We start from the raw sequence: 13,911 nt of genomic DNA, 5'->3' as shown, positions 1-13,911 counted from the left end.
GTACGGCTCTCCGGCGGATTCAGTTCACCGACCGAGGATCCGACCACCAGGGATTCAACCACCGGGAGTGCAACCGTCACGCCCGGCCAAGGTCAAGCCTCTCCCAACCGGTCCCGCAGCTCCCGCTTGAGGATCTTCCCGCTGGCGTTGCGCGGCAGTTCGTCCACGAACAGCACCCGCTTGGGCGCCTTGAAGTGGGCGAGGTTCTCGCGCGCGTGGGCGACCAGTTCGTCCTCCGTGACCGTGCCGCGGGGGACGACCACCGCGGTCACGGCCTCGATCCAGCGGTCGTCCGGAAGCCCGATCACCGCGACCTCGGCCACCCCGGGATGCGTGTAGAGCGCGTCCTCGACCTGCCGTGAAGCGACCAGGACGCCCCCGGAGTTGATGACGTCCTTCACCCGGTCGACGACGGTGAAGTATCCCTGCGCGTCCCGCACCACGAGATCGCCGGAGTGGAACCAGCCGTCCCGGAAGGCCTCGGCCGTCTCCTCGGGCTTGTCCCAGTAGCCCTCGCACAACTGCGGTGACCGGTAGACGACTTCGCCGGACGTGCCGTCGGGCACGTCCTTGCCGTTCTCGTCGACCACTCTCGCGTCCACGAACAGCACCGGACGCCCGCAGGAGTCCAGGCGTGCCTTCCGGTGCTCGTTCGGTGCGAGGACCATGGACAGCGGGCCGATCTCGCTCTGGCCGAAACAGTTGTAGAAGGCCAGCTTGGGAAGCCGTTCCCGCAGCCGTTCGAGGATGGGCACCGGCATGATCGACGCCCCGTAGTACGCCTTGCGCAGCCCGCTCAGGTCGCGGGTCGCGAAGTCGGGGCGGTTCGACAGGCCGATCCACACGGTGGGCGGCGCGAAGAGGCTGTCCGCGCGGCCGGCCTCGATCAGGTCGAAGAGCTGCTCGGCGTCGGGCGCGTCGAGGATGGTGTTCTGCGCGCCGACCGCGAGATACGGCAGCAGGAACACATGCATCTGCGCCGAGTGGTAGAGCGGCAACGAGTGCACGGGCAGGTCGCCCGCACTCAGGTCGAGCGCGGTGATCGCACTCAGGTACTCGTGCACCAGCGCGCGGTGCGTCATCATCGCGCCCTTGGGCAGGGCCGTCGTACCGGAGGTGTAGAGCAGCTGCACCAGATCCTCGGTACGCGGCTCCGGACCGTCGTACGGAGGAGTCGAGTCCAGCCGCGCGAGCAGCGAGTCGTCGGCGTCGCGCAGCGGCATCACCCGTACGCCGTCGGGGAGTCGGTCCGCGAGGTCGGGGTCGGCCAGGACGAGCGTGCTGCCGGACTGGCCGACGATGTACGAGAGGTCGTCGCCCGTCAGGTTCTGGTTGACCGGCACGTGTACGAGCCCGGCCCGGGAGCAGGCCAGGAAGCCGATGAGGTACGCGTCCGAATTGTGGCCGTAGGCGCCGACGCGGTCGCCGGGAGCCAGGCCCGAGGAGGTCAGCACCTGCGCCGCGCGGGAGACGCCCTCGTCGAGTTCGGCGTAGGTCCAGGAGCGGTCGCGGTAGGTGACCGCTGTGCGCTCGGGAGTACGTCGGGCACTGCGCCGCAGCACCCCGTCGACCGTGCTGCCGTGTCCAGGCGTCATGACACATGATCCTCGTTCCGTTCCGCGAGCGGGGTCAAGTCCCGTACCAGGAGGTCAGGCCCCAAGCGCGTGCGCGTCGTACACCGTTGTCACGCTCGGCCACCCTCAAGGCGTGGGACCACACGCATGCGCACCGGCCCCGAGCCGTCGTTGACCATCAGCGACAAAGGGCGCGTAATGGTAGTTATGGACATCAGGCCCACAATCAGGCCTTCAGCCCTGGAACGGTCACCCTGCGTATCCGAACCACTACCCACACCGCGGACATCGGCCGGTCCACGACGGTTGGCCTGGCTGGACGCGCTGCGTGGCATCGCGGCACTCGTCGTGGTGTTCGAGCACGCGTCGTACTCCTTCATGGCGGAGTTCCGACAGGACCTGATGCCCCAGTTCAACACCGGCCGGTACGGCATCCTGGTGTTCTTCCTGGTCAGCGGCTACATCATCCCCGCGTCGCTGGAGCGCCGGGGCTGCGTCCGGACGTTCTGGATCGGGCGGGTGTTCCGCATGTACCCGCTGTGGGCGACGGCCGTCGCCGCCGTCCTCGCCGTCAATCTTCTGGGCTTCTCGGACATGCGCGACTTCGGTGGCCAGAGCGCGGCCACGGTGTCCGTCGCCCATGCAGGACTGCTTCAGGAGCTGCTGGGGACGCCCAGTGTGCTGCTCGTCCTGTGGACGCTCTCGTACGAGATGGCCTTCTATCTGCTGGTCGTCGCGCTCTTCACGGTCCGCCTGCACCAGCGGTCGGCGGCGGTCGCCGTCACCCTGGCCGTGCTGGCCGCCGTGAGCGTGGCGGCAGGCGTCACGCTGCAGGCCTCCGCCCTGTCCGACCTGGTCGGCACGGGCCCGCTGATCGGGCTCGCCTCGGGCGCCCTGGTGGTCGCGATCTGCTGTGCGAGCTCCGGGTCACCCGCGGTCCGCGTGTTCGGCGGGGTACTCGGCGGGGTACTGGCGCTCGTCCTGGTCCCGTTCAACGGCACGGTTCCGCTGTGGGAGGGCCTGATCATCCTCGCCGTGATGTTCCTCGGCACCGCCGTCCACCGGGCCGAGAAGGGTCAGAGCACCTGGTGGCGGGCAGGCTGCACGGCCGCGGTGGTGGTCGCCTGCGCCGTGGCCAGCGCTTACTGGAACAGCGACGAGGCCCCCTTCACCAGGCAGGGCTGGATCGTGGCGTTCCTGCTGGCCGTGCTCACCTTCGGTGTCGCGCTGGCGCTGCGCCACCGGCGCATACCGCGCGGACTGATCTGGCTGGGCATGATCAGCTACTCGGTCTATCTGCTGCACCCAGTGCTGCTGGCGGTGAGCGACGGCACGATCGGCCGGTGGCCGCGGGACAATCCCGTACTCGTCCTGGCCTTCTTCGCCCTGCTCCTGCCGCTGTGCGCGCTGACCTATCAGTACATCGAGGCTCCGAGCCAGGCGTGGGGCCGGAAGCTGGCCCGCCGCGTCGCCCCGTCACGACGAGCCCCCGTGGAGCACGTACGCCCCAGGAAGCCACAGGTACGTCCCGAAAAGCCGCAGGTACATCCCGAGAAGCCGACCGATCCTGAGACAGAGACAGCTCATGAGACCGCGGCAGAGCCTCGGACCGAGGCAGCACGCGAGACCGAGGCAGAGGCCGAGACGCATGCGCCAGTCTGAAGGCGCTCGCTTCCCGGCCTCACCCACGTCCCGTCCGGCCCACCCGCCTCACACGGGCCTGGTCCGCCCCTCCCAGTACGGGTCCCGCAGCCGCCGCTTGTACAGCTTCCCGTTGGGATCGCGCGGCATCGTCTCGATGAAGTCGACACTCCTGGGCCGCTTGTACCCGGCCAGTTGCTGCTCGCAGTGCTCCAGGATCGCGGCGGCCAGGGCCTCGCCCGCCTCGAAGCCGGGGGCCGGTTCGACGACGGCCTTGACCGCCTCGCCCCAGTCGTCGTGCGGAATCCCGAAGGCGGCGGCGTCGGCGACGGCGGGGTGGGTGAGCAGGGCGGCCTCGATCTCGGCGGGGTAGATGTTGACCCCGCCCGAGATGATCATGTCGATCTTGCGATCGCGGAGGAAGAGGTAGCCGTCCTCGTCGAGATACCCCAGGTCACCGACGGTGAAGAAGTCCCCGATACGGTTCTTCTTCGTCTTGCTCTCGTCCTTGTGGTACGAGAATCCGCCCGTGCTCATCTTCATGTAGACGGTGCCCAGTTCACCGGGTGGCAGCCTGTTCCCGTCGTCGTCGAAGACGGCCAGCTCACTGATGGGCCAGGCCTTGCCGACCGTGCCGGGCTTCTTCAGCCAGTCCTCGGCGGTGGCGAAGGCACCGCCGCCCTCACTGGCCGCGTAGTACTCCTCGACACTGTGGCCCCACCACTCGATCATGGCCCGTTTCACATGGTCCGGGCACGGGGCGGCGCCATGGATGGCATGCCGCATGGACGACACGTCATAGGCCGCCCTCGTTCGGTCCGGCAACGCGAGCAGGCGGTGGAACTGGGTCGGGACCATATGGGTGTGCGTGCACCGATGGGCGTCGATGAGCCGCAGCATCTCCTCCGGCGTCCACTTGTCCATCAGCACCAGCCGGTGTCCGATGTGCAGGGACGCGCCCGCGAACTGGAGGACCGCCGTGTGGTAGAGCGGCGAGCACACCAGATGCACGTTGTCGTCGAACGCCTTGATGCCGAAGATGCCGAGGAAGCCGCCGAGGTAGGTCTCCTCGGGGAGCTTGCCGGGCAGGGGGCGCCGGATACCGCGCGGGCGGCCCGTGGTCCCCGAGGTGTAGTTCATGACCCAGCCGAGCGTGCGGTCCTCGGGCACCGACTCGGGCTGCCCGTCGAGGAGTTCGCCGTACGGCCGGAAGCCCTCGACCGCGCCGACCGCGTACCGCCGCTCCTCGGGGAGCTTCGCCTCGTCGGCCGCGTGGCGTGCGGCGTCGGCGAACCGCTCGTGCGCGACGAGCACCTTGGCGCCGGAGTCGGAGACGATCCAGGCGATCTCGGGGCCGACGAGGTGGTGGTTGACGGGCACGAGATAGAAGCCGGCCTGCGAGGCTGCAAGGTACGCGGTGAAGAACTCGACGCCGTTGGGCAGTACGACGGCGAAGGCGTCGCCTCGTTCGAGCCCGGCGGCACGCAGTCCGTGCACCAGCCGGTTGGTCTCGGCGTGCAGGCGTCCTGCGGTCCACTCCTCGCCGTCGGTCGCGATGAGCACGGTGCGCTCGGGGTCGGCGGTGGCCTGGGCCCAGAAGCCGTTGGGGGGCTGGCTCACTCGTGGCTCCTTCCGGCGATGCGGTTGAGTCGGTCGACGGCCTTCTCGAAGTCACGGGTGAGGTCGTCGAAGACTTCCTGGACGCTGCGTTCGCTGTTCATCCGGCCGACGATCTGTCCCACGGGTGTCCCGAGCAGCGGTTCGACCTCGTGCCGCTGGATCCGCGAGACCGCGTCGGCGACCAGCAGCCCCTGCAGGGGCATGGGGAGCGTGCCGGGTCCATTCGGGTCGTCCCAGGCGTCGGTCCATTCGGTACGCAGCTGGCGTGCGGGTTTCCCGGTCAGCGCGCGCGAGCGGACCGTGTCGCCCGACCCGGCGGCGAGCAGCTTCCGGGTCAGGGCGCGCGAGTGCATGTCGGCCTCCGTGACGGTCAGCCATATGGAGCCGAGCCACACACCCTGGGCGCCGAGAGTGAGCGCGGCGGCCATCTGCTGTCCGCTGCCGATGCCGCCGGCCGCGAGCACGGGCAAGGGGTCGACGGCCTCGACGACTTCGGGCGTCAGGACCATCGAGGCGATGTCACCGGTGTGGCCGCCCGCCTCGTAGCCCTGCGCGACGACGATGTCGATGCCCGCCTCGGCGTGCTTGCGCGCGTGCCGGGCGCTGCCCGCGAGCGCGGCGACGAGCACGTTCTGGTCGTGGGCGCGCTGGATGACATCGGCGGGCGGCGACCCGAGCGCGTTGGCCAGCAGCTTGATCGGGTAGTCGAAGGCGACGTCGAGTTGATTGCGGGCGACCTGTTCCATCCAGCCGGTGATACGCCAGCCGGAGGCCTCGCCCTCGGCTAGTTCGGGCACCCCGTACTTGGCCAGAGTGTCCTTGACGTACTGGCGGTGTCCCTCGGGGATCATCGCCTCCACGTCCGCCTCGGTCACGCCCTCGACCTTCTTGGCCGGCATGACGACGTCCAGTCCGTACGGCATCCCGTCGACGTGCGCCTCGATCCAGTCGAGGTCGCGTTTGAGGTCGTCGGGGGCCGTGTAGCGGACCGCGCCGAGCACGCCGAACCCGCCGGCCCGGCTGATGGCAGCGGCGACGGCGGGGAATGGCGTGAAGCCGAAGAGGGCGTGCTCGACTCCCAGTTTCTTGCTCAGCTCCGTCTGCATGGGCGCAGGATGCCGCAGTCCTCCGGACGAAGGAAGACCTTTTCTGATGGACCGTCAGTTTCCATGGATTTTCCCGAACCGGGACCGGTCAGGACGGCACCGTTGACACGCCCCCCGTCTGACACAAAAGTTTCACCGAGCACAGCGAACTCGGAAAGATACTTTCAGGCGGCCACAGCGGCACAGCGTCTCAACGGAAGGCTCCTCGATGACGGACAGAGCGGGCGGCGGGCCGACCCGTCGTCAACTGGGCCGGGGTTTGACGGCGTTGGGCGGCGCGCTGATGCTCGCGCCCCTCCCCGCGGCGTCGGCGGCGCCCGGCGCAGACGCGAGCAACGACGACGCCCACGGCCGACCGACCCTGCGCCACGGCTCCGCCGAACGCGCCGGGCTGCTCCCCGCCCAGCTGCGCCAACTCGTCACCGACGCCGAGGCGTTCCTCGGCCCCTCCCCCAAGTACCCCTGGTACGCGGGCGCCGTGCTGCTCGCCGGGCGCGGCGGCACGGTCGCACTGCACCACCCGATCGGGAAGGCGGTGCGCTACTCGGCGTACGGCGAGAAGACCGACACCCCCGTGGAGTTCCCCGCCGACCAGCAGATCGCGATGGCCAAGGACACGGTCTTCGACCTCGCGTCGGTGTCGAAGCTGTTCACGTCGATCCTCGCCGTGCAGCAGATCGAGCGCGGCGAGTTGGAGCTGGAGGGGAAGATCGCCTCCTACCTCCCGGACTTCGGCGGCGCGGGCAAGCAGGACATCACGATCCGTCAACTGCTCACCCACACCTCGGGGTTCCGCGCCTGGATCCCGCTCTACAGCGCGCCGACGTACGAGGAGAAGCTCCAGCTCATCTGGAAGGAGGCGCCGCTCAACCCGCCGGGCACCAGGTACCTCTACTCGGACCTCAATCTGATCTCGCTCCAGCTCGTCCTGGAGAAGATCACCGGTCGCGCCCTGGACACCCTGCTGCGCAGCGAGATCACCGACCCGCTCGGGATGCGCCGCACCCGCTTCAACCCGCCCGCCTCCTGGAAGCCGAAGATCGCCGCCACCGAGGACGCCCGCAAACCGTGGTCGGGGCTCGACCGCGGCCTCGTATGGGGCGAGGTGCACGACGAGAACGCGTACAGCCTCGGCGGTGTGGCGGGCCACGCCGGTGTCTTCTCCACCGCGTGGGACCTGGCGATCCTCGGCCGGGCGCTGCTCAACGGCGGTGTGTACGGCAGGGCGCGCATCCTGGAGCCCGAGTCCGTGGAGTTGATGTTCACCGACTTCAACACGGCCTTCCCTGGCGATGAACACGGCCTCGGCTTCGAGCTCTACCAGCACTGGTACATGGGCGCGATGGCCACACCGCGCACCGCGGGACACACCGGCTTCACCGGCACCTCGCTCGTCCTCGACCCTACGACCGACTCGTTCCTCATCGTGCTCGGCAACTCCGTCCACCCCGTGCGCAGTTGGCGGTCGGGTTCCGCTCCACGGGTGGCCGCCGCCAACAACCTCGCCCGCGCAGTGCCGGTCCGGCCCGCGCGAGGACGTACGGCCTGGTTCTCCGGCATGGCGACCGCCACGTCCGCCACGCTGACCCTGCCCGCGCTGGACCTCGGCGCGGGAGGCCGTCTGCGGTGCGCCCTGTGGTGGGACACCGAACCGCAGGCGGACGCCCTCTTCCTGGAGTCCTCGACGGACGGCGGCACGACGTGGCTGCCGGTGCCGTTCACCACTGTCCGGCAGGGCGAGGCCGCCCAGGATCATCCCGCCGGTTCCGTCACCGGCTGGTCGGGCCGGGCCTGGCACCGGCTCTCCGCGGAACTCCCCGAGGCCCGGCGACTCGTCCTGCGCTGGCGGTACGCGACGGACCGGCTCTACGTGGGCCGAGGCGTGTACGTGGACGCGCAACGGGTCGCGGACGGCGACCGGGTGGTGTTCGACGAGGCCAGGCCCGCGGACGCGGCACGGATCGAGGCGGTGGGCTGGACGGCGGCCAAGGACTGACCGACGGCGACGGCGACGGCGACGGCGACGGCGACGGTGTGAACGAGTCGCCGCCGGGCGCTACTTGGCGGTCACAGAGACTCCTCCATCACAGCCATGGCCGCGTTGTGTCCCGGCACTCCGCTCACCCCGCCACCGCGCACCGCGCCCGCGCCGCACAGCAGGACGTTCGCGTGTGCGGTCTCCACGCCCCAGCGGCCCGTGCCCTCCTGCGCGTAGGGGAAGGCGAGGTCGCGGTGGAAGATGTTGCCGCCGGGCAGCCGCAGGTCGCGCTCCAGGTCGAGCGGTGTCTTGGCCTCGATGCAGGGACGGCCGTCCGCATCGGTCGCCAGGCAGTCGGCGAGCGGTTCGGCGAGGTGCGCGTCCAGTTGCGCGAGCGTCGACTTGAGCAGTTCCTCCCGTACGCCGTCGTTGTCGTGGGCGAAGAGCCGGGCGGGTGTGTGCAGGCCGAAGAGTGTGAGCGTGTGGTAGCCCTGCTGCACCAGGTCCGGGCCGAGGATCGTCGGATCGGTGAGCGAGTGGCAGTAGATCTCGGAGGGCGGCGCTTCGGGCAGCGCACCGGACGCGGCCTGGGCGTGTGCGGTCGCCAACTGCTCGTATCCCTCGGCGATGTGGAAGGTCCCGGAGAACGCCTCGCGCGGATCGACGGACGTGTCGCGCAGCCGGGGCAGCCGCTTCAGCAGCATGTTCACCTTGAGCTGGGCGCCCTCGGCGGGGGCGGGCGGCTCGTCACCGGTGAGCCGGGCGAGTTCCTGCGGGGAGGCGTTGACGAGGACGTGCCGGGCCGAGACCGTCCGCTCTCCTTCCGCGGTCCGGTACGTGACCTCGGCGGCCCGCCCATCGGTCTGCACGCGGACCGCCTCGTGGCCGGTGGCGACGACCGCGCCCGCGGCGCGCGCGGCTCCGGCGATCGCGTCGGTGAGCGCGCCCATGCCGCCGACCGGCACGTCCCAGGCTCCCGTGCCGCCGCCGATCACGTGGTAGAGGAAGCAGCGGTTCTGCCGCAGGGAAGGGTCGTGGGCGTCGGCGAAGGTGCCGATGAGCGCGTCGGTGAGGACGACACCGCGTACGAGATCGTCGCTGAAGTTGTCCTCGACGGTCACCCCGAGCGGCTCTTCGAAGAGGATCCGCCAGGCCTCGTCGTCGTCGATGCGGCCGCGCAGTTCGTCACGGGTGGGCAGCGGTTCGGTGAGGGTGGGGAACACCTTCTTGGCGACGCGGCCGGTCATCCCGTAGAAGCGCTGCCAGGCCTGGTACTCGCCGGCCGACCCGGTCAGCCGGGCGAAGGCCTCCCGGGTGCGCCGTTCTCCACCGCCGACGAGCAGTCCGGTCGGCCGCCCGTCACGCTCGGTGGGGGTGTACGAGGACACCGTGCGGCCGCGGACCCGGAAGTCCAGGCCGAGGTCCCGCACGATCTTCCGGGGCAGCAGGCTGACCAGGTACGAGTACCGCGACAGCTGGGCGTCGACACCGGCGAACGGCCGGGTCGACACGGCCGCCCCGCCGGTGACTCCCAGCCGCTCCAGAACCAGCACGGACTTCCCGGCCCGCGCCAGATAGGCAGCGGCGACCAGACCGTTGTGTCCCCCGCCGACAATGACGACGTCCTGCTCCCGGTATCCCTCGAATGCACCCATGTCTCTAGGTAACACGCGATGATCCAGATCAGCCAGACCTGGTCGGCAGCTGGCCGAGTAGCAGACGGCGCCCTACAGGGGCGCGGGGAACTGCGCGCCCAGCCACAACCAATCCGCAGCCGAGAAACGACCGCGGCGGGGGTTCGGGGGCGCAGCCCCCGTCTCGAACCGGCGCACCCCAGCGGAGCGTCACCGCTGTTGACGCAACGCCGCCACCCTCCGATACAACTCCACCGCCTCCGCACCACGTCCCAACTGCTCCAGACAGTGCGCTTCATCATTGCGGCTGGCCAGCGCGTCGGGATGGTCACCGCCCAGCACCCGCTCGCGCGCGGCGGCCACCTGGCGGTACTCCGTGAGCGCGTCGGCCCACCGTCCGAGCCAGCCGAGCCCGACGGCGACCTCGCGCCGGCTGACCAGGGTGTCCGGGTGGTCGGGGCCGAGCACGCGCTCGCGGATCGCGCACACGTCACGGGACTCGGCGAGGGCCTCCTCCCACCGGCCGAGCCGGCCGAGGTTGACGCCGAGGCCGTGCCGGGCGCGCAGGGTCTCGGGGTGGGCGGGACCGTGGACGCGGGTGCGGTCGTCGATCAGGGCGCGGTACAGCTCCAGTGCCTGGGCGCTGCGCCCGAGCCGGCCGAGGCTGATGCCGACCTCGTAGCGCGCGGCGAGCGTGTCGGGATGGTCGGGGCCGAGCGCCTGCGCCCGCGCCTCGGCGACCTCCTGGTACGTCTGCAGCGCCTCCGGCCAGCGGCCCAACTGCCCGAGTGCGTAAGCGACTTCGTACCGGGTGACGAGCGTGTCGGGATGGTTCGCGCCGAGCACCCGGGCGCGCGCCGCGGCCACGTCGCTCGCCATCCGGTACGAGTCCTCCAGCCGCCCGAGTCTGCTGAGGTTGAAGGCGAGGTTGTGGCGGCAGCGCAGGGTGTCGGGGTGCTCGGGCCCCATGGCGCGTTCCCGGACCGCCAGTACGGCCGTGTAGACCTGATGTGCTTCGAAGTGGCGGCCCAACTGGCCGAGTACATAGGCCATTTCCTGGCGGGCGGCCAGGGTGTCCGGGTGGTCGGGGCCGAACACGTGCTCCCTGTTCTGGGCCACGTGCCCGTATTCGCGCAGCGCGTCGGCGGGGCGGCCGGTGCGGCTGAGGGTGAAGCCGACCTCGTAGCGGCTGGCCAGCGTGTCGGGGTGGTCGGGGCCGAGGGCGTGTTCGCGTTCGGCGGCGACCGCGCGGTGCACCTCGCCCGCCTCCGCCCAGCGGCCGAGCCGCCCCAGGCTCAGTCCCGCGTTGTGCCTGCCGGTGAGGGTGGTGACCAACTCCGGTGACGGTGTGGGCCGTTCGGCGGTCCCCGGGTCCTGTGTGCCGCGCGTGTCGGTGCGGGCGATCCAGTCGCCGGTGAGGCCCGCGGCGGCGTCGGGCGGTGTGGTGCGCAGGCCCGCGCCCGTCGCCTTGTGGCCGGTGGTCATACCGCGGGTCCAGGAGGGAAGCCGCTCCTCGCGGGCGGCGGGCCGCTCGGGCGCCGCGGGCCGCACCGGGGGCGACACCACGGTCGGCACGTACGCCGGAGCCGTGCGGCCCGCGCCGATGCGGCGGCCCAGCTCACGGGCGTCGTGCGGCCGCTGCTCGGGTTCCTTGGCCAGCAGGTCCAGGATGATCCGGTCCAGGAACTCGGGGAGCTCGGCGCGATGGCGGCGCGGCGGCTCGGGAGCCGTGTCCCGGTGGCCGACCAGGACCGCCCACGCGTCGTCGAGGTCGAACGGCGGGGCCCCGGTGGCGATCTCGTACAGCACGCAGCCGAAGGAGTAGAGGTCACTGCGGTGGTCGACGTGGTCGCCGCCGATCTGCTCCGGCGACATGTAGTGCGGGGTGCCCATGGCGATGCCGGTACCGGTGAGTCTGGAGGTGAAGCCGATGTCGTGCCCGAGGCGGGCTATGCCGAAGTCGCAGATCTTCACCGTGCCGTCGCCGAGCCGCATGATGTTCGCGGGCTTCAGATCCCGGTGCACGATGCCCTGTTGGTGGGTGTACGCCAGAGCGGCGGCCGCCTGCTCGCCGATCTCCACGATGTCGGCGACGGGCAGCGGATGCTGTTTGTTGTCCTCCAGGAGCTGACTGAGGTTGCGCCCGTCCAGCAGCTCCATCACCAGATAGAGCACACCGTCCGACTCACCGAAGTCGTGGACGACGGTCACCCCGCGGTGCTGGAGGGCCGCCGCCACCCGCGCCTCGCGGCGAAACCGCTCCCGCAGGACACGGGTGAACGAGTTGTCGTGGTGCTGTCCCAACGGTTTGAGGCACTTCACGGCGACCTGTCTGCCCAGCGACTCGTCCCGGGCACGCCACACCTCACCCATCCCCCCTCGACCGATCAGGTCGAGCAACCGGTACCGGCCCTGGATCAGCCTGGTGTCCCCCATCTGCTGCGATCGCCCCCGTTGTTCGGCCCCGCCCTCCCCTGGCCCGTCCAGTATGGCGAGCTGTCGTCCGACTTTGTACGGGGCCACGCGCGAGCCGGGTCCGAGCCGTGACATCGCGCGGATAATGTGTTTGGGCGGCAGTTGCCGACATGGACGTGCGGGAACGCAGTGCCACACGGTGCCGGTGAGTCGCGGTTGCCGCGGCACCGTGCCGGGTGACCGTACGGATCTTCCGTACAACTCATGGGCGTACGGCGGCAGTGAGGCGTACGCCACCTGCGCCAGCCGCCGCCGCAGGTAGCCGTCGACGTCCGGCGTCCCGGCCCCGCGGCCGGCTCGGGGTCGGTCGCCGTGAGCATCGTGTGAATCTTCCGCACGCGCGCACCGGGTCTCTCAACGGTCTCGTTCGTCCCGTAGGTGACGACCGGCAGACCCGCGCCCAGGGCATCAGCGGTCGCCGGGGGTGGCCCCGAAGTCCCCTGCACGGCCCCCGGCGCCCTGCGTTCGCCCGTCCGCGCGTGGCTACGGTCTGGGCATGTCCCTCAGTGCCGCAGGCCGGGCGGAGGCCGGGCGTCCCACGTCCAGGGCCGGCGCCCGAAGGGTCGCGACCCTCGCGTTCGCCGCGCAAGGTGTGTCCGTCGCCGCCGTGTACACGACCGTCCCCGCCGTCACCGAACATCTGAAACTGGCTCCCCTGCTGACGACCGCCTTGATGGTCACGGTGGCGCTGATGGCCGGGGGCGGCAGCTTCCTCGGTCTGGCCGCGGTCCGCCGCGCCGGTCCCGTGGCCACGATGCGCGGAGCCCTGCTGACGGCCGCCGCCGCGCTGACGCTGATCGGGTGGGCCCCCGGCAAGGCTGCGGTCGGCTGCGCGTACATCCTCTTCGGGATCGCTGTCGGCGCCCTCGACGTCGGGAGCAACACCCGGGCAGCGGCGATCGAACGCGCCTACGGCCGCAGTGTCTTCGGCTCCTTCTACACGGCGTGGAGCGTGGGTGGCGTCGTCGCGGCCCTGCTCACCGCCGGGGCGGCCCGGCTGGAGTGGCCGGTGGCGGACGGACTGAACCTGCAGGCGGGCGTCCTGCTCGTCCTGGCCCTCTGTATCCGCACGCACGCCCTGCCCGCCTCCTCCGAAGAGCCGTCGGACACTCCGGCGGAGCCGCCCCTGGGGCGCCGCGTGTGGATCCGGCTCCTGCCCTTCGGCCTGGTCCTCCTCGTCGTCTACGTCGTGGACTCCACCGTCTCGGCCTGGTCGGCCGTCTACCTGCGCCAGACCCTCAGCGCGTCACTCACGGTCGCGCCGATGGCGTACGCGGCCTACCAGGCCGGCACGGTCGTCGGCCGCGCGGCCACCGACCGCCTCGTGCAGCGGATCGGAGCGGTCGCCGTCGTCCGCATCGCCGCGCTGTTGGTCGCGGGCGCCCTGGCGGGCATGGCCGCCGCGCCCAGCTGGCCGTTCGCCGTACTCGCGGCCGGCGCGGTGGGCCTGGGGGCGTCCGTCCTGGCCCCGCTGTGTCTGGCCTCCGCCGCACGACTGCGCCCCGCCGCCTCGGAGGCGATCCTGGCCCGCCTGAACCTCTTCAACTACGCGGGCGTCGTCACCGGCGGGGCGGTGAGCGGGCTCCTCGGCTCCACCGGCGATTTCCGGCTCGCCTACGCGGCACCGGCCGCCCTGGCGGTTCTTCTCCTCGCCTGCGCCCGCCATTTCACCCGGCCGCCGGGCCCGGCGCCTACCGGATCTCCGCACGCCGCGACGAGCGCCGTTCCACCGAAGGGTTGAACGGGGTGCGTGCTTATGGGCGATGCGTCGACACGCGCCGCGGCCGGAGACTCGTCTCGCCCGCGGTTGCCCCGGATCGAAGCCGAGGCCGCGACGTGCGAGACCCATGCCCAGCGGGCGGAGAAGGGACCCACTCCACTCA

8 protein-coding genes are annotated in these 13,911 nt (G+C 70.9%); 3 read left to right on the top strand and 5 right to left on the bottom strand.

The window, feature by feature from the left end; genetic code table 11:
• Nucleotides 1-92: 92 nt before the first annotated feature.
• Entirely contained in the window at nt 93-1,595 is a 1,503-nt protein-coding gene (locus QF035_RS48685) for an acyl-CoA synthetase (RefSeq protein ID WP_307528809.1), read from the bottom strand.
• Between the two features lie 285 nt (nt 1,596-1,880).
• Between QF035_RS48685 and QF035_RS48680 the strand changes: the two genes are divergently transcribed.
• Nucleotides 1,881-3,236 (top strand): acyltransferase family protein, encoded by a 1,356-nt coding sequence (locus QF035_RS48680; protein WP_307528807.1) that lies wholly within the window; start codon nt 1,881-1,883, stop codon nt 3,234-3,236.
• A 48-nt stretch (nt 3,237-3,284) separates the two neighbouring features.
• On the opposite strand, the gene QF035_RS48675 is transcribed toward QF035_RS48680, so the two are convergent.
• Both QF035_RS48675 and QF035_RS48670 read right to left on the bottom strand, forming a co-directional pair.
• Nucleotides 3,285-4,835: an acyl-CoA synthetase gene (locus QF035_RS48675; protein ID WP_307528805.1), complete on the bottom strand. Its 1,551-nt coding sequence runs from the start codon at nt 4,833-4,835 to the stop codon at nt 3,285-3,287.
• A complete protein-coding gene (locus tag QF035_RS48670) occupies nt 4,832-5,941 on the bottom strand; it encodes an NAD(P)H-dependent flavin oxidoreductase (protein WP_307528803.1) in 1,110 nt (369 codons plus the stop codon). Before QF035_RS48670 ends, QF035_RS48675 begins: the two co-directional genes overlap by 4 nt.
• 208 nt (nt 5,942-6,149) lie before the next feature.
• On the opposite strand from QF035_RS48670, the gene QF035_RS48665 reads away from it, so the two are divergent.
• Nucleotides 6,150-7,937 carry a serine hydrolase gene (locus tag QF035_RS48665; RefSeq protein ID WP_307528801.1) on the top strand — a complete coding sequence of 596 codons (1,788 nt, stop codon included), beginning with the start codon at nt 6,150-6,152 and terminating at the stop codon, nt 7,935-7,937.
• 71 nt (nt 7,938-8,008) lie between these two features.
• Here QF035_RS48665 and QF035_RS48660 read toward each other — a convergent pair whose 3' ends face one another.
• Nucleotides 8,009-9,574 (bottom strand): phytoene desaturase family protein, encoded by a 1,566-nt coding sequence (locus tag QF035_RS48660; protein WP_307528800.1) that lies wholly within the window; start codon nt 9,572-9,574, stop codon nt 8,009-8,011.
• A gap of 189 nt (nt 9,575-9,763) precedes the next feature.
• Nucleotides 9,764-11,989, bottom strand: coding sequence for a serine/threonine-protein kinase (locus QF035_RS48655; protein ID WP_307528798.1), 2,226 nt, complete (start codon nt 11,987-11,989; stop codon nt 9,764-9,766).
• Between the two features lie 535 nt (nt 11,990-12,524).
• Between QF035_RS48655 and QF035_RS48650 the strand changes: the two genes are divergently transcribed.
• Nucleotides 12,525-13,769, top strand: a complete 1,245-nt coding sequence (locus QF035_RS48650) for an MFS transporter (RefSeq protein WP_307528796.1) — start codon at nt 12,525-12,527, stop codon at nt 13,767-13,769.
• Nucleotides 13,770-13,911 lie beyond the last annotated feature (142 nt).

Source organism: Streptomyces umbrinus, from assembly GCF_030817415.1.
Lineage (GTDB): Bacteria > Actinomycetota > Actinomycetes > Streptomycetales > Streptomycetaceae > Streptomyces > Streptomyces umbrinus_A.
This window is presented reverse-complemented; position numbering and strand designations above follow the sequence as displayed.